The 26,314-nt window shown below is 37.6% G+C and carries 19 protein-coding genes and 1 pseudogene; 7 read left to right on the top strand and 13 right to left on the bottom strand.

What is annotated here, in order from left to right; translation table 11 throughout:
• Positions 1-65 precede the first annotated feature (65 nt).
• Genes AC1FXP_RS12195 through AC1FXP_RS12180 form a run of 4 tightly spaced genes read left to right on the top strand, consistent with a single transcriptional unit; the run spans position 66 to position 3,526 of the window.
• Positions 66-1,553 carry an AMP-binding protein gene (locus AC1FXP_RS12195; protein ID WP_480061710.1) on the top strand — a complete coding sequence of 496 codons (1,488 nt, stop codon included), beginning with the start codon at positions 66-68 and terminating at the stop codon, positions 1,551-1,553.
• Positions 1,550-2,695, top strand: a complete 1,146-nt coding sequence (locus AC1FXP_RS12190) for a thiolase family protein (RefSeq protein ID WP_480061708.1) — start codon at positions 1,550-1,552, stop codon at positions 2,693-2,695. Before AC1FXP_RS12195 ends, AC1FXP_RS12190 begins: the two co-directional genes overlap by 4 nt.
• Positions 2,696-2,706: 11 nt before the next feature.
• Complete coding sequence (locus tag AC1FXP_RS12185) at positions 2,707-3,135, top strand: FAS1-like dehydratase domain-containing protein (protein ID WP_480061706.1); 429 nt, start codon at positions 2,707-2,709, stop codon at positions 3,133-3,135.
• Positions 3,136-3,145: 10 nt separating this feature from the next.
• The gene (locus tag AC1FXP_RS12180; RefSeq protein ID WP_480061704.1) at positions 3,146-3,526 is read left to right on the top strand and encodes a MaoC family dehydratase; all 381 of its coding nucleotides are present in this window, start codon (positions 3,146-3,148) and stop codon (positions 3,524-3,526) included.
• 11 nt (positions 3,527-3,537) lie between these two features.
• On the opposite strand, the gene AC1FXP_RS12175 is transcribed toward AC1FXP_RS12180, so the two are convergent.
• From AC1FXP_RS12175 to AC1FXP_RS12155, 5 genes are all read right to left on the bottom strand, one after another.
• A complete protein-coding gene (locus AC1FXP_RS12175; protein ID WP_480062055.1) occupies positions 3,538-4,485 on the bottom strand; it encodes an ATP-binding protein in 948 nt (315 codons plus the stop codon).
• 33 nt (positions 4,486-4,518) lie between these two features.
• Positions 4,519-4,695, bottom strand: a complete 177-nt coding sequence (locus AC1FXP_RS12170; RefSeq protein WP_480061702.1) for a hypothetical protein — start codon at positions 4,693-4,695, stop codon at positions 4,519-4,521.
• 254 nt (positions 4,696-4,949) lie between these two features.
• Positions 4,950-6,035: an acyltransferase family protein gene (locus AC1FXP_RS12165; protein ID WP_480061700.1), complete on the bottom strand. Its 1,086-nt coding sequence runs from the start codon at positions 6,033-6,035 to the stop codon at positions 4,950-4,952.
• Positions 6,036-6,435: 400 nt separating this feature from the next.
• A complete protein-coding gene (locus AC1FXP_RS12160; protein ID WP_480061698.1) occupies positions 6,436-6,687 on the bottom strand; it encodes a biotin/lipoyl attachment domain-containing protein in 252 nt (83 codons plus the stop codon).
• 94 nt (positions 6,688-6,781) lie between these two features.
• Positions 6,782-7,699, bottom strand: coding sequence for a proline dehydrogenase family protein (locus AC1FXP_RS12155; RefSeq protein ID WP_480061696.1), 918 nt, complete (start codon positions 7,697-7,699; stop codon positions 6,782-6,784).
• A gap of 541 nt (positions 7,700-8,240) precedes the next feature.
• Here AC1FXP_RS12155 and putP point away from each other — a divergent pair.
• Positions 8,241-9,770 (top strand): sodium/proline symporter PutP, encoded by a 1,530-nt coding sequence (gene putP / locus AC1FXP_RS12150; protein ID WP_480061694.1) that lies wholly within the window; start codon positions 8,241-8,243, stop codon positions 9,768-9,770.
• 339 nt (positions 9,771-10,109) lie between these two features.
• Here the strand turns inward: putP and pruA are convergent, their stop codons facing one another.
• The 6 genes from pruA to AC1FXP_RS12120 all read right to left on the bottom strand — a co-directional run bounded on the left by pruA (position 10,110) and on the right by AC1FXP_RS12120 (position 20,756).
• Positions 10,110-11,741, bottom strand: a complete 1,632-nt coding sequence (gene pruA, locus AC1FXP_RS12145) for an L-glutamate gamma-semialdehyde dehydrogenase (protein ID WP_480061692.1) — start codon at positions 11,739-11,741, stop codon at positions 10,110-10,112.
• A 366-nt stretch (positions 11,742-12,107) separates the two neighbouring features.
• Positions 12,108-13,676, bottom strand: a complete 1,569-nt coding sequence (locus AC1FXP_RS12140) for a sigma-54 interaction domain-containing protein (protein WP_480061690.1) — start codon at positions 13,674-13,676, stop codon at positions 12,108-12,110.
• A 600-nt stretch (positions 13,677-14,276) separates the two neighbouring features.
• Positions 14,277-17,348, bottom strand: coding sequence for an efflux RND transporter permease subunit (locus AC1FXP_RS12135; RefSeq protein WP_480061688.1), 3,072 nt, complete (start codon positions 17,346-17,348; stop codon positions 14,277-14,279).
• A 251-nt stretch (positions 17,349-17,599) separates the two neighbouring features.
• Entirely contained in the window at positions 17,600-18,637 is a 1,038-nt protein-coding gene (locus tag AC1FXP_RS12130; protein ID WP_480061686.1) for a FecCD family ABC transporter permease, read from the bottom strand.
• A complete protein-coding gene (locus AC1FXP_RS12125; protein WP_480061684.1) occupies positions 18,630-19,643 on the bottom strand; it encodes a FecCD family ABC transporter permease in 1,014 nt (337 codons plus the stop codon). The genes AC1FXP_RS12130 and AC1FXP_RS12125 overlap by 8 nt, the downstream gene beginning before the upstream one ends.
• Before the next feature lie 120 nt (positions 19,644-19,763).
• Positions 19,764-20,756, bottom strand: coding sequence for an ABC transporter substrate-binding protein (locus AC1FXP_RS12120; protein WP_480061682.1), 993 nt, complete (start codon positions 20,754-20,756; stop codon positions 19,764-19,766).
• Positions 20,757-21,046: 290 nt separating this feature from the next.
• Between AC1FXP_RS12120 and guaC the strand changes: the two genes are divergently transcribed.
• Positions 21,047-22,030: a GMP reductase gene (gene guaC / locus AC1FXP_RS12115; protein ID WP_480061680.1), complete on the top strand. Its 984-nt coding sequence runs from the start codon at positions 21,047-21,049 to the stop codon at positions 22,028-22,030.
• Positions 22,031-22,408: 378 nt separating this feature from the next.
• Positions 22,409-23,686 (top strand): annotated as a pseudogene (locus AC1FXP_RS12110) (MFS transporter).
• Positions 23,687-24,024: 338 nt separating this feature from the next.
• On the opposite strand, the gene rbsK (AC1FXP_RS12105) reads toward AC1FXP_RS12110, so the two are convergent.
• Positions 24,025-24,975 carry a ribokinase gene (rbsK, locus tag AC1FXP_RS12105; RefSeq protein WP_480061678.1) on the bottom strand — a complete coding sequence of 317 codons (951 nt, stop codon included), beginning with the start codon at positions 24,973-24,975 and terminating at the stop codon, positions 24,025-24,027.
• 332 nt (positions 24,976-25,307) lie between these two features.
• Positions 25,308-26,264: a ribokinase gene (gene rbsK, locus AC1FXP_RS12100; protein ID WP_480061676.1), complete on the bottom strand. Its 957-nt coding sequence runs from the start codon at positions 26,262-26,264 to the stop codon at positions 25,308-25,310.
• Between the last annotated feature and the right edge of the window lie 50 nt (positions 26,265-26,314).

Below are 26,314 nucleotides of genomic sequence, written 5' to 3'. Positions count from 1 at the left end.
AGGGCTGTCCCTTTTTGACTCCTTTTTATTCTTTTTCATTACTAGAATCGAAGAGAAATGGAGTCATGAAAATGTTTATAGGTGAAACCATTACACACGCCGCCAAAACTCACCCCAATAAAATCGCGATCTCCTGTGATGGAGAACAATACTCGTACAAAGAATTAGATAAAAACATTGAGTTCTTGAAGCAACAAATTGGCTCTATTCTTGGCTACTCTTCAAATAAGAAAGTTGCCTTCTTACTAGAAAACGATCATCAATTTTTATCAATCTTTTTAGCTATTAGTCAACTAGGGGCAATTGCCATTCCACTTGACCCAAAATGGAGTGAGGCTGATCTCAAATATATACTAATCGACTGCTCCCCTGACCTTTTCATTGGTGAGTCTAGCATTCCGGAAATTGTCAGTCTTTCGTTTAAGGATTTAATCGAGAAAAAAACTATACATGTTCCTGTCCAAGATAGATTAGATGACCCTCTTTTTTATATTGGCTATACATCAGGAACAACGGGAAAACCAAAAGGGTATGCACGTACCCAATCTTCATGGATTCATAGTTTCTCGGTAAGCAATCAAGTTTTTCGTATTAAAAAAAATGATGTCATCTTTGCACCTGGTCCACTTGTCCATTCACATTTTTTATATGCAGCACTTCATGCACTTCACATTGGAGCAACGGTCTTCATTACGAAGAAATTTCGTGCAGATGCTGTATACCAAACATTAACAACCAATCTCATTACGATTTTATACCTCGTTCCTACGATGTTCCAAGCGCTGAATATCGTATATTCGAACACGAGAATACCTATAAGACAACTAAAAAAAGTCATCTCAGCTGGTGCTAAATGGCAAACGAACCTAAAACAGAAAGCGAAATTAGTTATTCCTCATGCAGAAGTATTTGAATTTTACGGAGCGTCTGAATTAAGTCTAGTAAGTGTTTTAGACGAAAAAGGCTACCTCGAAAGCCCTGAATCTGTTGGCCGACCAGTACCTAGTGTTGAAGTGTCAATTCGAAGACTAGACGGTACCGAAGCAAGCACAAGAGAAATAGGAAAGTTATTTGTAAAAAGCAAACTTCTATTTAGCGGATACCACAATCAACCAAAAGCAACAAGCGAAGTATTTCATGGAGACTGGGTAACAGTCGATGATCTCGCCTTTATTGATGAACAAGGCTACATTACTCTTGTCGGTCGTGAAAAAAACATGATTATTAGCGGCGGATTAAATATTTATCCAGAGGAAGTGGAAAAGGTTTTATCTACCCTACCTGAGATTGATGATGTCATCGTCATTGGTCTAGATGATACATATTGGGGTGAAAAACTCGTTGCCATTATAAAATGGCACAAAGGAAAACACCTAGCTGAAGAGCAATTACTAATACATTGCAAACAACACCTTGCTTCCTACAAATGTCCAAAACAATTCATTGAACTTAGCCACTTCCCTTATACGACAAGCCATAAAATCGCTAGAAAAGAAGTGATCAAGCTAGTAGAAACAAAAATGACACAAACGAGGGAGGATATGATCAAATGAAGGAAGCCGTCATCGTAACAGCGAAACGAACAGCAGTAGGCAAATCTGGAGGAATGTTTAAAAGCGTTCCTCCTGAATACTTAGCTGCTCCTCTTATTCAACATATTATAAAGGAACACAAACTAGATCCTAAATCAATTGACGAAGTGATCCTCGGTAATGCAGTCGGACCTGGAGGAAATCTAGCACGCTTCTGTGCTCTCTCAGCAGGTCTTCCCCTCTCGGTTCCAGGAGTTACCGTTGATCGTCAATGCGGGTCAGGATTAGAGGCTGTCAACATGGCAGCTCGCCTCGTTCAGGCTGGCGCTGGTGATATATATTTAGCTGGTGGCGTTGAAAGTACGAGCCTAGCACCGTGGAAACTGGCGAAACCCACATCCCTTCACGACCCACAAGGACCGCAATTATTTATGAGGGCTCGTTTTTCTCCAGATGAAATCGGTGACCCAGATATGGGATTAGCTGCAGAGAATGTAGCTGAAGCGTACAACATTTCGCGCGAAGCTCAAGATAAGTTTGCTTACGACAGCCATTTAAAAGCTATCCATGCGATTGATTCTGGTTATTTTAACGAAGAAATTGTACCCACCAAAGGACAATCAACTGATCAATGCCCTCGCAAACATTTAACAATGGAAAGACTTCATGCCCTCCCTCCTGTTTTTAAAGAAAATGGAACGGTAACAGCTGGGAATGCTTGTCCATTAAATGATGGGGCATCAATTGTTTTAATTATGTCATCAGATAAATGTAAGGAACTAGGCTTACAACCGATATTACGCTTTGTTGATGCTGTCAGCTCAGGAGTTGATCCAAATTATCTTGGTATTGGACCAGTTCCTGCTGTCAGGAAACTCTTAAAGCGCCAGCAGCTATCTATTGATGATCTTGATATTATTGAGTTCAATGAAGCATTCGCCTCACAGGTGATTGCGAGTTTACAAGAGCTAAACATTCCCTTTGAGAAAGTAAATCGAAATGGTGGTGCTTTAGCGATCGGTCATCCATACGGAGCATCAGGAGCCATTTTAATTACGAGACTTCACACGGAAATGAAACGTCATCAGCTTAAACGTGGCCTTGCTACACTAGGAATTGGTGGCGGATTAGGCTTAGCAACGCTAGTAGAATTAATAGAATAGAGGAAGTAGACATGATTGATGAGAAATGGGTTGGCACTATCACAGATGCTGTAGACATTACCATCACAAGAGAAATGATCTCATCCTACGTAAAAGCGATCCATGATGACACTTCTATTTATGTTGACATTGACTTGGCCACGAGAGCTAGATATCACGACATCCCTGCTCCTCCAACGATGCCGATCATTTTTTGGTCATTTCTGAATGTTCCTTGGTTAGAAGATGTTGGTTCTGTCGTGCATGCGAAACAACACTTTACCTATGAGCATACATTGATAGCCAACCGAACCTATAAATGTGTCATTCGATTAACAGACTTGAAGGATGTACAAAACAGGCGCGGCCTCATGCAACGCTCTACCCATGAGTTACTTATTTCATATAACGATGCCATTCATGCAACCGCACGTACGACATTAATCCTATTTGCAAAGTAAGGTGAAACAGATGGAGCTACCTGTCATTTATATTCCTGAAATTAAAGACGAGCATATTGCAGCATATGGTGAAGTTGCAAATGATTTCAACCCTCTCCATTTTAACAAAAAAGCAGCAAACCAAGTAGGGTTCAACGACCGAATTGCTCACGGGATGATGACTATGGGGATGAGTACAAAACTTATTTCTCCTTGGTTAACTAGTGATTGCTTCGTTAAAGAATATGAAAGTTCGTTCAGGCATCCACTTTTGATTGGTGATTCGCTTTTTATATATGGAAAGATAGATGAACACAGATGTCCGCAGGTGCGTATTTCTTTTAAGGGAGTTAATCAAGATAGCCAGGTGGTTATTATGGGGAATATTTGGGTTGAAGGGGTGCCAATATAGAAAAATGCCTGTCATTGACAGGCACCCCTCCTAATATTTAAATCTTCACCAACTAACGGCAGTATCACCAATACCTTCGTTCCATCAACCAAATTCTCAAACCGGATCGTCCCTTTATGCTCTTGTATGATTCGTTGAGAAATCGATAACCCTAACCCCGTTCCCTCATCTTTCGTTGAAAAGAACGGTTCACCGATTCTCCCAATAATCGAAACGGGTATGCCTGGCCCATCATCGACAATTTCAATGACGACCTCTTGTTGATTCTGGACGTTTACGGCAACTTTTACTTTTTCACCTTCAGCTCCAGCAGCTTCAATCGCATTTTTCATTAAATTAATCAAAACTTGTTTTATCTGTGATTTATCAACATGTACAGTCGTTTTTTCAACTTTAAATGACAATGCTACATCTACGTTATGCAACGTTGCTTCATTTTTCATAAAATCAACAGTCTCACTAACAAGATCATTTACATTGTAATAATCTCTTTTAGGTGCCGTTGGTTGAGTTGCCATAAGAAAATCATTGATTAGTTGATTCATTCGATCCATTTCACTTAAAACGATATCTCTAAAGTGGTTATGTTTTTGATCTTCAAATAAAAACTGAACAAATCCTCTTACCGATTGCATCGGATTGCGTAATTCATGTGCCAAGCCCGCAGACAATTGTCCAAGCAATGATAATTTTTCCAGTCTCATTAATTTATCATCGAATTCATCATAGCTTGATTTCCCTGCGTTCTCTATAATAACTGAAACGACAGATGATAAACGCTTAATCGTTTCGATCTCCTGCTCTGTAAAAGCATAAGGTTCAGGATCGATCGCACAAACGGTACCAAACAACTTCCCATTTGAAAGGTAAACAGGCATCCCTAAATAGGAACCTATTCTCGCTTCATAAATCGCATCAAATATACTTGCTCTGTCATCTTTTTTTGTATCATTTATAATTAATGGTTCACGACCATCACAAGGAATAAGACTTCATATAGCATGGTCTTTCGGCAGTTCTACTCCTTCTTCCAAGGAACAACCATTTTGGTTAAAAACCTTAATGACTTTAAACGTCTCTTCTATATGACTCACAAAATGGGTTCTTGTCCCAATTGATTGGCTTGCAAACCATAGCATATCCTCTAATGCCTGCTCGTACTGGTTCATTATACGCCCCCTAACTAACAACCAACTCTCTTTTTCTTTGTAACAACTTTATAAGAATAAAGCATAAAAGTCTATGCACATATACAAATTAGCATTACTAATCAAATAATATCAAGAGCTAATTCTACCAATTTGGGAACCTTTTTTGGAATCCTCAATTAAATTTATGTTATGAAAGATCATGATCTAAAAGAGATGCCTGCCACTTGGAAAATATAACCATCGACAGGCATGAACATATCAATTACTATAATTTATGCTGCTTTTGACATTTTCGTTTCTCTGAAGACCTTCTTTCGTACTGGAGTTTTCCCCACCACAAAATCCCCAAAAGGCACCTTAGAAATAATGTAGATTAGAAACATAGGAACCACAACACCAGCAATAAATTGGACCATTAAATAATTAAATTCTGTTGTTTCTGTTAATGGAAACCTTCTGCTTACAACTGTTTGAACAAACGGATGAAGCAAATAGATCCCAAACGAATATCCACTTAATGAAACTATCCACGACGGAATTTGTTTCACTTTCGATATGAATAAGACTAAGAGAAAAAACAACAAAACCGTATAAGGAATCAGATCAAATCGAGCCGACGTCACTCGCATCAGAACTCCTGTATGATATATATATTGAACAAGTCCTAGCGAAGCAATTACCCCCAAAAAAATAAGCTTCCAATTTTTATTCAACATTTCAATAAAACGTTCATAGTTTCGTCCACAATAATAGGCAACTACATAATAGAAAAACCAACCTACAAACAAAACTCGTGAAAAGAATAAAGTTAAATAACTCGAATGATTGAAATAATCTATAAGATGAAAATATAAACTTACCCAATACCCCACACTAACAAAAAAACTGACCGTCAACACAAGTACTGGTTTGAACCTATTTATATATTTTACAAAAAGCAAATGTATTAAATAAAATTGAAAAATGATCAAAACAAAATACCCATGCCATTGCCCTATAAAGTTATATCCGACCTCTCTAGCAAAGTCATTGAATGTCCAGTTAAATCGATAATATTTATCACCAGCATAAAACGCCGCCATAACAAGATAAGGGATGAGAATATACTTGATTCTCTTTATCAAAAAACCTTTCGGAACGTTATCTTTATAAGCATGCGTCATAACCATGGTCGAGATCAATACAAACATCGGTGTCCCGTACAATAAGGTCATTTGAAGCGTACGGTAAACAACCCGCTCATCCCCAGTCACAGAAAAATCTGTAAGTACTCTGCTAACAGCGTGAATGAGAACAACACTTAAACAAGCAATGATCCGGAGCCAATACACTTCGTTCATCTGTTTCGCGCTCATCATTCACGCTCCTTCGCAATTATAATGAACTCTACCTATTTTCTTTGATTTCTACCTTTTTCTCAATAAAAAAAAACATCCTGATATGTAAAATTGAGGATAAATGGTCTAAGTTATGTTCAGTAATAACCATGAAGCGAAGCCCTCCTGCATATGCAAAGGGCTTCGCTTCATGATTAAAGATTACTTTCGAAAAAAAGGAACCACATTATCTGTCGGACCCTCAACTAATGTACTTGCTTCATTTATTGTGTCTTGAATTAGCATCAAGGTAATCAGTGAAATAATTCTTCAATACGAGGATTAGAATAACACGGGAATGGACAGCTTTAAAAAAGTCCATTACTCGGTTTCATTTCATCTTGTCTAAAAAATTCTTTCTTTAATCCTTAGTAATTAAATATCAATCACAACCACAAGGGAAATCATCTTCTTTCAGTATAGCTAAAATCATATCATGAATGACTTTATCACCCGGTTTCACATTCAAAGAAGAAATATTCCCGCCTACCCCTATTTCTATTTTTCTTCGTACACCCTCGTTCGTCTTCAACAGAAATAAAGGCTCCCATTCATGTACATAGGCCCCTTCATTTACATATACCTCATCAATCGTTCCATTACAAACACTAACAACTGTACGGTAAGTATTCACAAGAACTTCCTCCTTCATAAATCTACCCTCAAAATTTTGAAGCTTCAACCATGGACAGCCTCATTTTAGTCACCTCGAAAGATTAAGATTAAGTCTATTTTAAAAATAAACCTCTTAATGCGAATGCTACATTTTGAGGACGTTCGGCCATACGTCTCATAAAATATCCAAACCAATCCTGTCCAAACGGTACATAGACACGCATCGTGTAGCCTTTTTTCACTAACGCTAATTGTAAATCTGTTCGAAAACCGTAAAGCATCTGAAATTCAAATTGACTGTTTTTAATTTCGTTCTCTTTCGCAAAGCTTATCACTTTTTCAATAATATGATGATCGTGTGTTGCTATGGCCGTATAACTTCCACTTAATAAATGGTCTTTAATTATATTGAAGTAATTTTCATCGATTTTCGCTTTATCTTGAAAGGCTACTTCAGGTGATTCTTTATATGCACCTTTTACTAATCTTAGTGAAATGCCTTTTAAGTTTCTAATATCTTCTTCAGCTCTCATTAGATAAGCTTGAATAACCGTTCCAACATTGTCATAATCTTTCCTTAACACTTTTAAAATATCTAAAGTCTGCCGACAATGTGAGTGATCCTCCATATCAATCCTTACAAAGTTGTTATACCGTTTAGCAGTTCCGACAACTTTCCTCATATTATCTAAACAAAACTCTTCACTAATATCTAAACCAAGCTGTGTCATTTTAAGCGATAGATTGCAGTCGACACCTGAAGATGCAATGGCGTCTAGCGTCTTCATACAATATTCTGTTGCTGCTGTGGCTTCTTCCTTACTGTCTACAAACTCCCCCAAATGGTCAAGTGTACACGTTAATCCTTGTTTATTTAATTCTTTCACTTTTGCTATTGCACTTTCAATATTTTTCCCCGCCACTACTTGAGATGCCCCTACTTTTAATCCCCACCTTTTTGCAGCAACATTCAGTGCTTTATTTTGTGAAAGAAACATAAAGAAAAGTTTCATTGGCTGCTGTAAAATCATTTTGATCCCTCCAGTATTAAAATTTGAATTTTTGCTTGCTACCTTCCTTAATGCAAAACCCATGCCAATTAATTTAGAAAGATTATTCAGCGATTTGTTATAAATACTGTCCATCTATCCACACACTTTTGTTTAATATCCGTCTAGTTTATACACATATGTAAACGCTACCATATATACTTTTACCTAGAGCCCTACCATATAACTTATAAAAACATTGGCACTTCTATGGAGGAACGATAAAAGGTGAGAACAGCTTGTTCTCACCTTTTATCGTTTGTGTCAACTATCTAAACAGATTAGACATTCTATTAAAACACTTTTGTCTATTTATTACAGTTTAAACATTATAGTAAACCGCTTATTGGTGTTGGCATAATTATTGCAAGTAAAAAGTAGTAACCCCATTTAAAGAAAGGAGTGAGTTACTAATGGATTATAGCCTCTCATCTGTGACATGGCTTTGGATCTGTATTCCTTTAATAGGGATTATCGGTCTATCTATTTTAACCCTAATTTTTGAAAAGGAGTGAGGAACTAAATGAATACAGCCACTATTATTACGTTTACTGTATATTTAATTGGAATGTTAGGTATTGGTTTATGGACCTACAAAAGAACTAATACCATTTCCGATTATTTCTTGGGAGGAAGAAGTTTAAATAGCTGGGTAGCCGCCATGAGTGCACAAGCTTCTGATATGAGTGGTTGGTTACTTTTAGGTCTTCCTGGTGTTATCTATGTTTCAGGGTTAAATGGAATGTGGATCGCCATCGGGTTAGCGGTAGGTACATATCTCAATTGGCAGTTTGTTGCCAAACGGTTACGTAAGTACACTGAGGTTGTAAATTCAATTACTATACCAGACTATTTTGAAAACAGATTTAAAGATTCAACAAAGATGTTACGTGTTATTTCTGCGGTAACGATTATTGTCTTCTTTTTATTCTACGCATCCTCTGGTATGGTTGCAGGAGCTGTCTTGTTTGAGCAAGCATTTGGTATTGACTACAACATGGCATTATTTATAGGAGCTATCGTCATTGTATCTTATACCTTTCTCGGGGGGTTCCTTGCAGTTAGTTTAACAGATTTTGTTCAAGGCATTTTAATGTTATGTGCTTTATTATTTGTACCAGCGTTAATTATTGTTTCACTCGGAGGTTTGCCAGGACTATGGAATAATGTCGGACAAGTTAATGTCGACCTACTCGATATTATGAAATCAGTTGGAATAGAAGACAGCACATGGATAACAAACGCTACTTCATTTAGTATAATTGGAACCGTTTCATTACTTGCATGGGGAGTTGGATACTTTGGACAACCCCATATTCTGACTCGTTTCATGAGTATTAGAAGCGCTGCTGAAATCCCAAAAGCAAGGCTTATTGCTGTCGTATGGGTTGTTCTTTCCCTTGTTGGCGCAGGATTTGTAGGAATCGTCGCAATCACGCAATTTGATGTGCCAATCAAAAATCCCGAAAGCGTATTCATACTCCTTGTCCAAAATTTGTTTAATCCTTGGATAGCTGGTATCTTACTCGCTGCAATTTTAGCAGCCATTATGAGTACTATTGACTCACAATTATTAGTTTCCTCAAGTGCAGTTGCTGAAGATTTTTACAAGCAGATTTTCAGAAAGAATGCTAGTGAAAAAGAGCTTGTATGGGTCAGTCGTGGGTCTGTCATTTTCATTTCGATTATTGCTGTTATATTAGCTAAAAGCGGTGGAAATGTATTAGAGCTTGTCTCTTATGCTTGGGCAGGTTTTGGAGCCGCATTTGGCCCAGTTATTATCCTCTCTCTTTTTTGGAGACGAATGACGAAAAATGGAGCTCTTGCCGGGATGTTAACCGGTGCTTTAACTATTATCCTATGGGGAAATATTGAAATATTAAATAGTATAGGCTTATATGAACTTGTTCCCGGGTTCATTTTAGCTTGGATTGCTATTGTCATCGTTAGTCTGATTGATAAAGCTCCATCTTTTGAAATTAAGGAGGAATTTAACCGGGCAGTTAATCAGACTGGCGAGCAGCAGCAACATGAACATAACAAATCTGTATAAGGCTTTCTATGCAAGATAAAAAGGTAGATGGCTCGTGATATTCCTCACAGTGAACTTCTCCCCTTAAGGTAGACAGGTTTGTCTTACTTTAGGGGGAGCTTTTTTCTATCCAATAAATTTTATGCTAGTCTGTTTAAGTGTGAAACGCTGGAAATCATCAAAAGTAAGATATAAGAAAATTGAGAACCTGTCAGATGCGGATAGAGGAGTATATCATTTTTATAATAATAATAGATATCAAAAACGACTAAACGGCCTCAGCCCTATGGAATAGAGCTAAAGCCGATTAGGTCATTTTATTATTTCCCCTGTCTACTAAACGGGGGCAGTTCATTTAAGTTATTCTTCATTCATAAATGGATATGCAATTTCTGTAGTTGGAGTAAAGTTTTCTTTGATAATACGAGGACTGGTCCAGCGAATCATGTTAAATACAGAACCTGCTTTATCGTTTGTACCCGAACCACGAGAACCGCCGAATGGTTGTTGATTAATCACCGCACCAGTAGGTTTATCATTAATATAGAAGTTTCCAGCTGCACCAGATAAGCGGCGTTCTAAGTGCATAATTGCTTGACGATCTTGTGCAAAGATCGCGCCTGTTAATGCATACATAGACGCTGTATCTACTGCAGTCAATGTTTCTTCTAATTTTTCATTTTCATATACATAAATCGTTAATACTGGTCCAAAAATTTCTTCTACCATTGTTTTGAAGTTTGGATTTGTTGTCACAATGATTGTCGGTTGAACGAAATATCCAACAGAATCATCATACGTACCACCAGCAATAATTTCTGCTTCTTCTGAAGCTGCAGCATAGTCGATGTAGCTTGTGATTGAATCAAAAGCTGCTTTATCAATTACCGCACCCATGAAATTTGTAAAGTCTTGGATATCCCCTACTTTAAGCGTAGCAGTTTCTTCCACTAAACCAGATTTCACTTCTTCCCACATGTTTTGAGGGATGTAAGCACGAGAGGCTGCTGAACATTTTTGACCTTGGTATTCAAACGCACCACGAACAAGGCCAGCTACTACTTTGTCTGCTTGTGCAGTTTCGTGAGCAAATACAAAATCTTTTCCACCAGTTTCCCCAACCAAACGGGGATATGATTTATAATTTGAAATGTTTTCTCCTACTGTTTTCCAAATTGATTGGAACGTACTCGTTGATCCAGTAAAGTGGAACCCAGACATACGAGGGTCTGTTAATACTACTTCCGATACTTGAGAACCACGAGAAGGGACGAAGTTGATTACGCCTTTTGGCAATCCTGCTTCTTCTAAAATACGCATAAAGTAGTAGTTTGATAATAAAGCAGTTGTTGCTGGTTTCCAAACGACTACGTTCCCCATCATTGCAGGAGCAGACGGTAAGTTCCCACCAATTGCTGTGAAGTTAAATGGAGAAATTGCTAATACAAAACCATCTAATGGACGGTATTCTAAACGGTTCCAAATATTCTTCACACTTTCCGGTTGAATTTGATAAATTTGATTAGCATAATCAACGCCAAAACGTAAGAAATCTGCTAATTCTTGTGCAGCATCAATTTCAGTTTGAAAAGCTGTTTTGGATTGTCCTAACATCGTAGCAGCATTCATTACGTCACGGTATGGACCGGAGATTAAATCAGCAGCTTTTAAGAAAATGGATGCACGGTGTTCCCATGGTATATTTGCCCATGATTCTTTTGCAGCCATTGCCGCTTCTACAGCATCACGCAACTCTTTTTCTCCAGCTTGTGAAAAGTTTGCCAAAACATGTTGATGATCATGCGGCATAACCACTTGCTTCACTGTATCTGTCTTTATATTTTCTCCATTGATAATCACAGGGATATCTACTACGATCTCAGATTGGCGTTTTAATTCTGTCTTTAATGTTTCCCTTTCCTTTGTACCTGGAGCATATGTATTGCCAGGCTCATTTTTAGGTGTTGGGATTTTGAAAATTCCGTTACTCATTCATTTCACATTCCTTCCTGTGTGGTTTATCTTGTATACACCTATAAACAATGCAATATCTGTGCCAAAAAGTAAAAGTTCTCTAAAATAGCTTTCTAAGCACTTTTTTCTGTCAACTCATTGGGAAAATCTATACAGTTCATTTACATAAGTGTAGACCTTTTACACTTATGTATAAAAGATTAAGAGACCGCGTTCTCCCGTTTGCCCTTCAAAGAGGTCGTGACGATATTACTGACAGAGCCTTACGTTAAATATCCTATATATTTATGGCAGTGTTATTGGATTGATAGAAACAAACGTGCGTACTTACAAGAACTTGTTACATACAAAAAAAGTGAGACCTAGCGGTTCTCACCTTTACTCTTACAATAATTCATACTTCTTAAGTTTGTTATATAAAGTCGCACGTGAAATCCCCAATAACTTCGCTGCAGCAGCTTTATTTCCAAATGTTTTTTGTAACGCGTATTGAATCTCTTCTTCACCTTGCCCATTTATTTTCTCTGTGTTCTCAAATTGTCTCTTTAAAGTAGGTGGTTTATTTTCCCTCATGAAATTCTTTGGTAGATGGTGTGCCTTAATCTCCTCATTGTTGTTTGCTAAAATAATAACACGTTCGATAATATTACGAAGTTGCCGTATATTTCCCTGCCATGGGTGTTTTAGAAAACAATACATTACATCTGGAGCTATTTCAGGAATTGGCATAGCGTATTTCAGAGAGAATTCTTTCAAAAATAATTGAATCAACTCAGGAACATCTTCAATTCGATCCCGTAACGGAGGTATAGATATTGAAATAACATTTAAACGGTAATACAAATCCTCCCGAAAACTTCCTTCATCAATCATCTTTTCTAGATCTCGATTTGTAGCAGCGATGATTCGGACATCAGTTGGAATGGCTTCATTCCCACTAACACGGTAATAATGCTTTTCTTGTAATACACGTAATAGTTTAACTTGTAATTCAAGTGGCATTTCTCCAACTTCATCAAGGAAGATCGTCCCCCCTTTTGCGGCATCAAATTTTCCTTTCTTCCCTCCTTTAATAGCTCCGGTAAACGCCCCCTGTTCATAGCCAAAGAGTTCACTTTCAAATAAAGCGTTCGGGATGGCACCACAGTTAATTGCTACAAACGGGTGATTAGATCGATTTCCAGCTTTATGTATACCTTCAGCAAATAACTCTTTCCCAACTCCACTTTCCCCAGTAATCAACACCGCTGCATCTGTTTTTGCCACTTTATTAGCTAGATTAATAGCCTCTTTTATTACAGGACTTCTGCCTTTAATTTTGTTAAAGGGCGAAAGGTTCTGTTCGTTTTGAGTCGTACTTTCTAGATTATGCAAATATGCAGTTGTTGAAGATAATTTATCATTTAATTTAACCATCTCGGTAATATCTCTTTCTATAGATATCCCCCCAACGACTTCTTCATCAACATAGACAGGAGTTGTATTAATTAGCACGTGGACATTAGGGTGAGGCTGGTTATATTTACCTTTAACGCCTTGTCGTTCTTTCATCGTCGACATCAGAACAATAGCCTCTTTTTCGAAGAAGTTTGTTATAGACTGGCCATACACTTCTTTAAGGGAAATACCGTACATTTCTTCAGAGATAGAATTCAAAAATATGATATCTCCATTAGAATCAACAGTTGTAACAGCAGATTCAACCGAGTCAAGAAGAGCATCATAATATGCTTTTGTTAATTTCCATTGTTTCCAAACTTCTCTCATTACTATTGCATGAGGAATCCATCCACAAAAGTCACCATTTTCCCCTTTTAAAGCAATATCTCTACCTTCATCGTTAATATCAATTTCTGATAAGAGAGTCGTATGGCTATATATAGCCATTTTTTCACTATCTAAGTCACTTCTCCATTGCAGTGCTAGCGCTTCTAAAGTCATATGATATTGCAAATTAAAGACCTCCCCAATAAAATCAAAGATTTTGTAAAAGGTAACTTACATACGAACCTAAACTCAATTAAATTGTTTCCAGGTCTTTTAACATTTAATTCTACTCACTTAATCAATGTCTCTCGGTTTGTACGTGGATAACTCGAAGCTTGATAGAACGAATTGTCCCATTATTACAGGTGGTCTAATTTGATCAATGCTGAATATAAATAATCAAATAATCCAAACCTGTTTGTTTTTAGACATTCCATTGTTTTTTTCATTTCTCTTGCCTTACTATGCTATTTGTTTCTTTACTTTTCTTCATCACGCGATTGTAATCCTACCTCCTCTGCTTAATTTTTTTAAATTACAAATTCATAATAGAATCGAGGAACCTCTTGAGCAAATACCTAAAAGCATACATTCTGATAAGAACGTATGCTTTTAGGTATTAATTTAAAAATATTTTTAAACAGGTCTTTCTCTATCAAAAACGCTTTCCAAACTTGAAGAAAGGAAGTCCCATTTTTGTCTCCTCCTAACTCACTAAGTCCAATAACTAGGAAATTTAATAAGGAATAGCAAGTAATCTCTTGGCTATTCCTCCACATACTAAAATCAATCAGAAATATCTGTTTTAGTATTTGTTTCTACCAATTCCTCTTCCATTCCTTTCCTACCTCTACGAAAAATCCTTCTAACAGCAACTGCCACATCATCAAACAACATATAAACAGCTGGGATTAGCAATAACGTAATCAAAGTAGCAAACAATAGGCCTGTAATAACCACTGTTGCAAGTGGTGCTTGGTAATTACTTGCCACCCCTGTAGATACAGCCAGTGGAAGCATTCCGGCAACCGTTGTTAATGCTGTTAAGAAAATCGGACGAATTCGATTCTTTCCCGCTTCAATAACGGCTTCATGAACCGACTTATCTTCTAGACGTAATTGCTTCGTTCGGTCAATAAGAAGAATTGCATTGTTTAAGACAATTCCGATTAGTATGATTACCCCCATGGCTGACATGATGCTTAACTCTCTTTGCGTAATAAACAGTCCAAGAATGACACCAGTTATTGTCATCGGAATGATCGTCATGACGATGACTGGGTGAACGAGATGATTAAATTGAACAGCCATGACAACATATACTAAGAAAATAGCCATTCCTAAAATAAGAAGCATCTCTTGAATGGCTTCCTGCTGCGCCTCTAAATCCCCACTAATGGAGATCGTATAACCCTCTGCTGTTTCATACTGTTGTATGAGCGCTTGAACATCACGATTAATGGAGCCTAAATCGCGCCCAGAGATATCTGCTAATACTTTTACAACGCGCTCCCCATCTTTTCGATCAATTTGCGTCGGAGCCATAATCGCCTCTAACTCCATATAATCTGATAAAGACTTCTGACCTTGTGGGGTGTTTATTTCTAGAGTAAGTAAATCTGACTTTTTCACGATTGTATTTTCTGTTTCAACATAAATAGGGGTTGCATCAAAATTAGATAGGTGACCAATTGGTTGTTTGGCTTGACTAGCATTGATCTCATGAAAAAGTTGCATAGCTGTTACACCGTCTTTTTTCATTTGATCTTCGTTTAAAACAATGAGCTGCTCTTCTACTTGCTTATCCAATGTTCGTTTCGATCCAACAATTCCGTCGATTTGATTAATCTTGGCTTTTATATCTTCAGCTAGTTCGGATAGTTGGTCTACGTTTTCCCCTGCAACCTCTACTTGTACTGGGAAACCGCCCCCGCCTTCATCTAACGCGGAGTTCACACTGACAATAGGATGAGACTCTTCTAACTGCCTTAGTTCGTTAAAAATTTGCTCATTGACTTCTTTTTGTTCAACAGTCACGTCATCACCTGTTGTCATATTAATTAAAACGTAGAGATATTCGACGTGATCTAAGACAAAATTCTCTTTTACATCCGTAATGGTTTCAAGCCTATTGTTCATTTCGCTAACAATTTCCTCTTTTTCAGCTGGAGTTACCCCATTTTCAAGAGTAACCATGATTTCAGAATAACGGTTAAATACATCAGGCATGATCGTCATTGGTATCTTTGTTGTTAAAAAAAGAGAACCGATAAACATGACCACAAACAAACTTATGACTCCATATCGTCTTCGTTTCTTTTCCGTCATCCAGGATAGAATCGATCCATACGCACGAATTGTTCGATTTTCCCTTTTTTCATTTTGTTTAGTACGAACTTTTAAAAAGTTTTCCGATAACGAAGGAATCAGAGTAAAAGAAACAATGACTGAACTTACTAACGTAACAATAACAACGACAGATAAGATCATCATGAACTTACCCGTCTCTCCACCTAGCAGCCCAATAGGTAAAAAGACTACAACTGTCGTAAGCATCGAAGCTAATACTGCGGTCGCTACTTCTTTGATTCCTTTCAGGACAGCCTCCCTATTACTTAACCCTTGTTCTTTCTTTCTATAGATAGATTCCATAATAACAATGGAAGCATCGACCATCATCCCAATCCCTAACCCTAATGCAATTAAAGAGATGATATTAAAGCTATATCCAAGAATCCACATACTTGAAAAGGTTAGTAAAATCGAAGCGGGTATAGAAATTCCAATGATGAATGTCGCTCTGATGTTTCTTAGAAATAAGATGAGTGTTAGGATAGAGAGTAGTCCACCGAGCAAAATATTATAAGTTACCCCATCTATGGCATCTTCTATATAGTCTGCTTGCGACACAATGTACTCAAAGTCGAAACCACTTACTAGACCTTCATCTTTAATTTTTTCAACTTCACTTCGTACCGCTTCTGCCATTTCAATTTGTGTCACATTTGCTATACGTCCAACTTGTGTAAAGATAAAATCTTTGCTGCCATCCTTCCAAACTGCTGAACTTACATCACTTCTTACTAGTGAAACGTCTGCTATTTCAGATATATTCTTTATGCCATCGGCTGTTGGAATCAACAAATTCTCAATGTGCCCAATCTCTTTATAAGTTGTGTCCCAGCGAATCGTTGGCTCATTCTCTTCTTCTGTAAATGTTCCTAATGAAGTGATGAGATTAGATTGCTGAATTAATGGAATGACTTGGTTAACATCTAGATTCAGTTCTTCCATTGTATCTTGCTTAAATTGTATGGTAACTTCGTAGTTTTCTAACCCTTCAAACTTAACCTCACGTACCTCAGGCAATTGTTCCAAGCGTGGCTTCACTACATTTTTTGCGAATTCCGTCATTTCTTCCATCGATCCATTTGAAAGTGACATAAAGAAATCAAATGGCTGTTCCGTGGAAAACTGAAATGTTTCTAGCTGGTTGATAGCTGGCAGCTGTGTTTGAAGTGATGCTATTTGAGCTTCTATATCCTTAAATACTTCATCTCCTCTCCCCTCTTCTATATATACCGTTATTGCACTTTGTCCTATATAGGAAGAGGATTCATACGACTCAACACCGTCTATGCTGCTTACTATTTGTTCTATAGGCTCGGTGACTTGTTGTTCAACATCCATTGTTGCAAGTTCTCCTGCATCCACTTGAATCAAAGCCATATCAAAGGAAATCGGAGGAAACAGTTCTTGATCTAATTTTGTTACTGAGAATAAACCAATGAAAAATATAAAGACGACCATGAGCCCAACCACAATTTTTCTGTCCAAAAGGAATTTAATGAAGGACATAGCTTTCACTCCTCATCTATTAACATACCTTTTTATTATAGGAGCAATTCTCAGAAAATATATTACTTTTTTTCATAATTTAAGGTCTTTTTAGAAAAAATTTACATAACGCATAGGACTAAAGTTAACTACAAAGCAATGCGCGGAGTTGCTACATCTTTTAAAAGCCTTGAGAGGAGTGGGATTCTCCTCTCAAGGTGCGTAGCAAACGGAGCCATTGCCATCACTATTCCGGACATACGAGACAGCCCCTACATGTTCCTTTTCTTATACAATAAGTAAATAAAAAACGGTGCTCCTATTCCCGCAGTGAAAACCCCTGCTGGTACATCTAGAGGTAAGAAAGCCGTCCTTGCCACCAGATCAGCAATCATCACAAGCCCCCCTCCAATAAGTGCAGTAATAGGGATTAATCCCCCATAAGACCGGCCAATTATTTTTCTTGCAATATGTGGAGCAATTAACCCAACAAAACTAATCCCTCCTGCAAATGCGACAGCTGATCCTGCCAAGGCAACACTAACAAACAGCAGCAAAAAGCGATAAAGCTGAACGTTCACCCCTAAACCAGCTGACACATCATCTCCCAGTTCCTTCACATTCATCACTCTAGACAAAACGAAGGCAAGAAAAAGAAAGCCAAACACCCAAGGAAGCATTGCCTGCACATTTGACCAGCTAGCTCCATACACACTACCCGTCAACCAAACATAGGCTTTGCTTGCAACACCAATATCAGTCAAAATAAGTAACATCATGACCAAAGCTTTCGCGGCTGCAGCTATCCCTATTCCAATTAGAATCAAACGTATCGGTGTAACGCCTTTCTTCCAAGACAGTACATATACGAATACAGAGACGATACTTGCACCCAAAATGGCTGCAACTGGGATCCACTTCAAACTTAACGTTCCAGAGAACAAAACTAGAAAAGCAATCGCCCCAACCGACGCTCCTCCGGTGACTCCTATTATGTCAGGAGCGGCAAGTGGATTACGAACAATCGCTTGCAAGAGTAAGCCTGAAACTCCTAACGCCATACCAACTAAAGAAGCAAGAAGTACGCGAGGAAGCCGCAACGTATCTATTATAAAGTCGTGTTCCCTGCTTCCCAACCCAAAAAGGTGAGAAACTACCACTATTGGGGAAATCCAACTGCTTCCAGCGGATAAGGATAGAATAAAGACAAGTACAGTAACCAGCAACATAATGAATAAGACAACAAGAAAGCGTTTCTGTATTTCAAAAGATAAAGATTCTTTTTTATTTCTATAAACGAGATTATCCATCCTTTGTCAACCCCTTACGCGCAATCGATATAAAAAATGGGGTGCCCATTAAAGCTGTCATTACACCAATAGGCATTTCTTGTGGCATAATAATAAACCTTGCCGCGACATCAGCTAGTAATAGCAGACTAGCTCCAACTAATGCGCATGATGGAATCACCCACCTATAATCGACCCCAATTAAACCTCTTACCATATGGGGGACAATTAATCCAATAAAGCCAATGGCCCCGCCAATAGCAACAGAACCTCCAGCAAGAAGAATAATCACCACTCCAATAAGAAGCTTCACTATGATCGTTCGCTGTCCCAAGCTTTTTGCAATATCGTCGCCTGACAGGAGAATATTTACAGATCTCCCTAAAAATAAGGCTACAATTGCAGCTCCTAGCATAAAAGGTAAAATAGGAAGAAGCATATCCATTGTTCTTCCAGCTACCGATCCAGCTAACCAAAACAAAACCGTTTGTAGATTTTGCTGACTTATTACGAGCAACCCTTGTGTACTTGAAATAAATAGCGCTGTTATCGCAGCTCCAGCTAATACAATTTTTACAGGAGATAACCCATCTCTGCCTAACGACCCTAAAATATAAACAAAAGCTCCAGCCAAGCCAGCTCCAAGAAGTCCAACCCACATATATTGAACGAGTGATGTCATGGAGAAAAGTGAAATAGCTAAAACAATGAAAAATAAGGCACCCGCGTTAATACCAAGAATATCCGGGGCCGCTAACGGGTTTCTCGTCAACGCTTGCATTAATGCTCCCGCAATAGCTAAACTAGCTCCAATCACAGTCGCAATGCTCGCTCTACTTAACCGGGTTGTTGCAATAATTACATGCTCGGTATTTGTTTCATCATAGTTTAAAAACGCATCAACAACACTTTCAATTGGAATCGCGGTTTTTCCTAGTAGAATGCTTAAGCTAAAAGAAACGACAAACAAACCACTAAATATTAATAAACTGACTAGTTTTGGTAACCGGGAAAATAACTTTACCATTTTTCTCCCTCTTTTCTATTACGTAATATAAAGGGGTTATCCTCAAAGGTTGATTTTGGCCTTTTTGGATAACCCCGAATCTATATTCCTATCTATTGAGATAGCTCCACATTCTTCGTATTATTTTTCTAATTCTAAACGATCATAAATATCATCCAACATTAGATTAGCTGCAATCACGCCTCCAGCCATATTCCAAGTTACTTCATCTACCATAAACACTTTCTCATCTTTCACAGCATCTAAGTTAGCCCATAATGGGTGACTCGTCCACTCATCAAAGCTCTTTTCAACTGATGGATCATCTTCGTTAAATATATAGAAAAGATCTGCATTCATTTCTGTGATACTTTCCTTATCTTCTAAAATAACTCCCCACTCTTCGCTTTGTTGATTTTCAGGACGAGCAAAGCCAAGTTCAGCTAAAATCGAACCTGCAAAACCCGTGTAATAAATACGGGCATGATCAGGTCTGAAGTTAAGAATGGATACTTCTAACGGCCATTGTTCGCCAAGCTTTTCTTGAGCTTTTATTTGGAAGTCGGCTACACGTTCATTCCAATCATTAAGAATTTGATCAGCTTCCTCTTGTTTATTCATTGCTTCTCCCATTAGTTCAACTGTCTCTTTATAAGCAAATACGGTTTCATGTGACACTGTTGGTGCAATTGCTGATAATTGATCATAAATTTCTTCATGACGTAGTTGTGAAGCAATAATTAAATCTGGTTTAAGTTTCGCAATTTCCTCGATATTCGGTTGGTTTTCTTCACCAAGATTTTGTACACCCTCTAAGTCCGAGCGAAGGTATTCATATACCGGTTTTTCCACCCATGATTCTACTGCTCCAACTGGCTTGACTCCAAGTGCAACTGCAACATCCGTTGCGCCTTGATACAGCGTAACAATTCGCTCAGGTGTTCCAGAAACATGGGTTGTACCTAGTGGATGAATGATCTCTCTTACATCTTCTGATTCTACTTCTTCCTTTTCTGGCTCAGCTTCAACCTCAGCTGTTGTTTCCTCTTGCCCGCAACCTGAAATAAAGAGAATGATTCCTAACAAAATGGCAAACAGCCAAAAACCCTTTTTTGAACCTTTTACTAATGTCATTTCAATTCCTCCCAATCAATCGATATTGATAATCATTTTCAATATTTTCGATTATAGTTTAGCTCTATGAGAAAAAGCAATATTATTTTTTAAAAATTTTCTGTTAGTGATAAGAAATTAGGTCGAATTTCTATAGCCTAATTTACTCCTGCATGAAAGCCTTTTCTATTAATTAAAACCCTATTTTTATTAATTCATTGACATCGACACCAAACTATTGTAAAGTACCTAAGGGTCGAACATTTCTGTTCAACCCAAACCACAATATTCGTATTTAGAGGTGGATACCTATGGAAAATGTGTTTGATTACGAAGATATTCAATTAATCCCTGCAAAATGTATTGTTAATAGCCGTTCAGAGTGTGATACAACGACAACGCTAGGTGGACGTTCTTTCAAATTACCTGTCGTACCTGCAAATATGCAAACAATTATAGATGAGAAGATCGCTCTTTACTTAGCTGAAAATGGTTACTTCTACGTGATGCACCGTTTCGAACCAGAAAAGCGCCTTGATTTTATTAAAGATATGCATGCACGTGGTCTGTTTGCTTCTATTAGTGTTGGAGTCAAGGACGAAGAATATAGCTTTGTTCAACAACTTGCAGATGAAAAGCTTACACCAGAATACATTACGATCGATATCGCACATGGTCATTCCAATGCAGTTATCGAAATGATTCAACATATTAAGAAACTTTTACCTGAAAGCTTTGTCATTGCAGGAAATGTTGGAACACCAGAAGCAGTAAGAGAATTGGAAAATGCTGGTGCAGATGCAACAAAAGTTGGAATCGGACCAGGAAAAGTATGTATTACGAAGATTAAAACAGGTTTTGGTACGGGAGGCTGGCAATTAGCAGCTCTTCGATGGTGTGCAAAGGCAGCAAGTAAGCCAATTATTGCAGACGGCGGAATCCGTACAAATGGCGACATCGCTAAATCCGTTCGCTTTGGTGCAACGATGGTGATGATCGGTTCCCTATTTGCTGGACATGAAGAATCACCAGGAGAAACAATCGAAAAAGATGGAAAGCTTTATAAAGAATACTTCGGTTCAGCTTCTGAGTTTCAAAAAGGTGAGAAGAAGAATGTAGAAGGGAAAAAGATCGTTGTCGAGCATAAAGGGGCTTTACAAGATACATTGACTGAAATGGAACAAGATCTTCAATCTTCTATCTCTTATGCAGGCGGAACGAAATTAGACTCAATCCGTCACGTAGATTATGTTATTGTTAAGAACTCTATTTTTAACGGTGATAAAACGTACTAAGATTTCATAATAGTTAACTACTAAAAGAAAAAGGTTTCTGTCCCATGTACTTAACTTGAGGGCGGGAACCTTTTTTAAAGTTAAAGAGCATAGAGTCATGCTATTAAGGAATACATTAGATATAGTCTTTTATCACTGAATCTTTTATTTAGTATTGAGGTATTCCATTACTATCTATAGTATGATAAATGGTATGTTAAATTGCTTTCGTAGACTACATATTCAAGATTAATATTGTCATTACACTTCTCTATTTCAGGTGCTTTTAATAAAACGCGCTCACCCTCTCCAATATTGCGATCGTTTTCAATAAAAGAATCGACATTCTAAATGTGTAAATCATATTAGTCAATTCATTTACAAATTAGAGGTGTCTGCATGATTAATAAGCTATCTCAATCCTTTTACTACGGCTGGGTGATTGTGTTTATTGCAGGGTTTGCGATCTTCCTTTCAGGCCCTGGACAAACGTATTCAAATTCCGTTTATATTGATCAATATATTGAACACTTTGGTTGGTCGCGCTCCGAGGTTTCTGGCATTTATTCCATCGCCACCTTTTGCGCAGGTATTCTAATGATGTTCATTGGTCGATTAGTCGATAAAATTGGTCAAAAGAAAATGATGGCCATTGTTGCTACCATACTAGGGCTTGCTTGTTTGTTTAATAGCTTCGTCTCTAATATTTGGATGATGGCCATTGGTTTCTTTTTGATCCGTTTATTTGGTCAAGGCAGTATGACCCTAGTCCCAAACACATTAGTCCCGCAATGGTTTATTCAAAAACGCGGGAGAGCATTGAGCTTTATGGCTATTGGTAGCTTTTGCAAGCGCAGCCTTCTTTCCGATTGCCAATACGTGGATGATTAATCGCTGGGATTGGCAAACTTCTTGGAAATTTGGGGATTTGTGATCTTGTTCCTCTTTGTTCCGCTCGTACTTATTGGGGTTCGCAATAAACCGGAAGATATAGGGTTGCTCCCTGATGGTTTGATGAATGAAAAAAAACAAAAAAATGAAAAAGAAGCGGGAAAGACTCCGCCGATCGCTGAAGAGAATTGGACGCTTCGTCAAGCTACAAAAACAGTCGCATTCTGGACCATTTTAGTATGTGTCGGAATCCCAGCACTCGTTAATACAGGGATAACCTTTCACTTAATTTCAATCATGGGAGAAAATCAATTATCTCCACAAATTGCAGCAACTGTTCTTAGCTTGATGGCTCTTGTCGGGTTTCCGATCTCCTTTGTATCAGGTTTCATACTAGAAAAAGTAAAAACAAATATTTTACTTGTTGTTATTTTCATTATTGAAATTACTCTTCTATTCATGTTATTAATGCTTAATAGCGTGTGGTTTGCTGTTCTATTTGGGGTGCTGTGGGGCGTAGCAAATGGAATTGAACGGATCACCTTAAATATTATCTGGCCTGATTACTTTGGACGTAAGTACCTTGGTAGTATTAAAGGGGTTGCTGTTACAGTAACGGTTATTGCTTCTTCTTTTGGACCACTTCCGCTTGGAATAGGTTTTGATGTGTTTGAGAGTTATACTCAAGTTTTATTAATGTTTTTGATTTTTCCTGTTGTTGGCTTGATTTGTGCGGTATTAACGAAAAAGCCTGAGAAGGTGAATGTGAAAGAAATGGTTTCATAGACCTTTACTTCAAGTTAAATAATACAATTGAAACACAATTACTGAAATAATGGTGTTTCTCTAAATAAATTCCATATGATAAAACAACAAGACCTCAATATCCAATCATCATATCAATAGTTGGATAAATTCTGGTATTTTCAATTTGACTACAAATATTCCAGTTAACAAACCGCGTAAATCACACCCGCTCACCCTGAAAACACTTAAAATCTTGGCATCGTTGTAAATATAACAAATAAGCAATTATTGTAATGAAGGACTTCAAGCTAGAAAAAGAAATAAAAAATAGACATTCCTTAAAAACGTCTATTTTCATAAATCATAAAACTATTATGTTAAACAGAATATCGATTTAATCCATAATAAGTAAAGCCTTTCTGCAAACAAAACTGCTTTACTTCATCAAGGTTAGGAGTTCCTTCTTGCGCTCCTAACCTAGTGACTCTTAGTGCTGATACAATCGATGCAAATCTAGCAGCTGAGAACAGCTCTTCTCCATCAGCGAGCGCACAAGCCAGTGCACCAGCAAATGCATCTCCCGCTCCAACTGTATCAATGGGCTTGACAGGTAGCGGTTCAAAGTGTTCCCACCGTTCACTTGTATAAACAAGCGATCCCTTTTCTCCCATCTTAATGATTGACTTATCTACCCCCATTTTTGCAAAAAACTCACCTGCTGCCACCGCACTCTCAATATTCGTAACATCAATACCAGTCATAAATTTTGTCTCTTGACGGTTAGGCATAATTAAATCTGCATAATTTAATGCGCGTATGGTTATTCCTTCAGCTGGAGCTGGGTCAAGAATAACATATGTACCATTCTTTCTAGCATTAATCATTGCATCAATAACTACATCTTCAGGCACTTCCATTTGCACTAGCAAAACTTTACTATTCTTAATAGTCTCAAGACTCTGATCAATATCGCTTATTGCAAGGTCGTCATTAGCTCCTCGCATAACCAACATTGTGTTTTCAGCTGTTTCATCAATGGTTATTAAAGCTGTACCAGTTGGGTTCCTATTAGACCGTTTAACAAAGGTGGTATCCACCTTGTTTGAGCGTAGCTTTTCTAATACTTTTTCTCCAAATGGATCATTTCCAACAGATCCGACCAAGACTACATCTTTCCCTAATTTGGCAGCTGCTGTCGCTTGATTGGCTCCTTTTCCTCCCGATAAATATTCAACTTGCTTCCCAAAAAGTGTTTCTCCACGATTAGGATATTTATCCGTGAGTGCGACTATATCAATATTAATACTCCCCACTACCGTTATATCCATTATTTTAAGTCCTTTCATAACAATATAGAAAATATATATAATGAACATCTAACCTTACAGTTATTGTTTTATAGTCAAATTAATTATTTAAGACATACCTGTATATACTTAATATAACATGAAAGCACTCACATACACGATTTTTTTAATATCTGAGTATATGACTTTTTGTAATATATATATCAGCTATACAAGAGGTAGGGCCTTTACTAACTTGCTGATTTTCCTAAACTCAAAGGCACCTACCGTTTGTTAGCATATTATTTGATAAAAGCCTATCTAATTCTTGTCTAAAGCCAACTTCTCCACATTTGTAGTACATATTATTCAAATCAGGTAAAATTTTCTCTTCTATAATAATGCTTTAAATCTTGCTCTTCACAAAATGCCATTACCTCTTCCATTGTAGGTGTTCCCTTTTGAGCACCTAATCTTGTTACATTTATAGCACCTACTACATTCGCAAATTCAACTGCTTGAATAATGTCAGAACCATCAGCAATCGCACATGCAAGTGCTCCTGCAAATGCATCACCAGCACCTATAGTATCCAAAGCCTTTACCGGAATAGACTGAATTTGAGTTGCAATACCATCTATATAGACTAATGAACCTTTTTCTGCCATTTTTATAATCGAATTCTTAACTCCAAATTCTTCAAACTTTTTAGCAGCAACTAATGCACTCGCTACATCAGTCACCTTTACTCCCGTTATACATTCAGTTTCCTGAATATTTGGTATAATTAAATCAGCATAAGCTAATGCACTTGTTGTGATCCCATCAGCTGGAGCCGGGTCCAAGATAACAAAGCCCCCATTGTCCTTAACAATTCTCATAGCTTCAATGATAATATCTTCAGGTGTTTCCATTTGAAGAAGTAAAACATCTGTGTTTGCAAGAAGGTCCATACAAGGAATTAAATCACTCTCAGTAAGACTATCATTTGCACCTTTCATTACAACCATTGTATTATCTAGTGTGTTGTCTAATGCATTCAAGCATAACGCTACACCTGTTGATGCTTCACTTGTTTGCTTAACAAAAGAAGTATCAACATTATTTTCTTTTAAATTGTATAAAATCGTTTTTCCAAATGCATCTTCCCCAACAGCACTTATAAATGATACCTCTTTTCCAAGCTTCGCAGCTGCGATCGCTTGATTGGCTCCTTTTCCTCCACAAAGATACTTTATCTCTTGACCAAATGTCGTTTCTCCTTGCTTAGGAAAATGATTGGTTATGGTCACAATGTCCATATTTGTACTACCTAAAACCGTTAATGTCATAGTATTCTACTCCTTTTTTTATCTCTCCTATACTAGTGACTTCCTTTCCT

Source organism: Halalkalibacter sp. HAAS-P013 (assembly GCF_056619925.1).
Note: the sequence above shows the minus strand (reverse complement) of the source record. Positions and strands in the feature narration are given on the sequence as shown.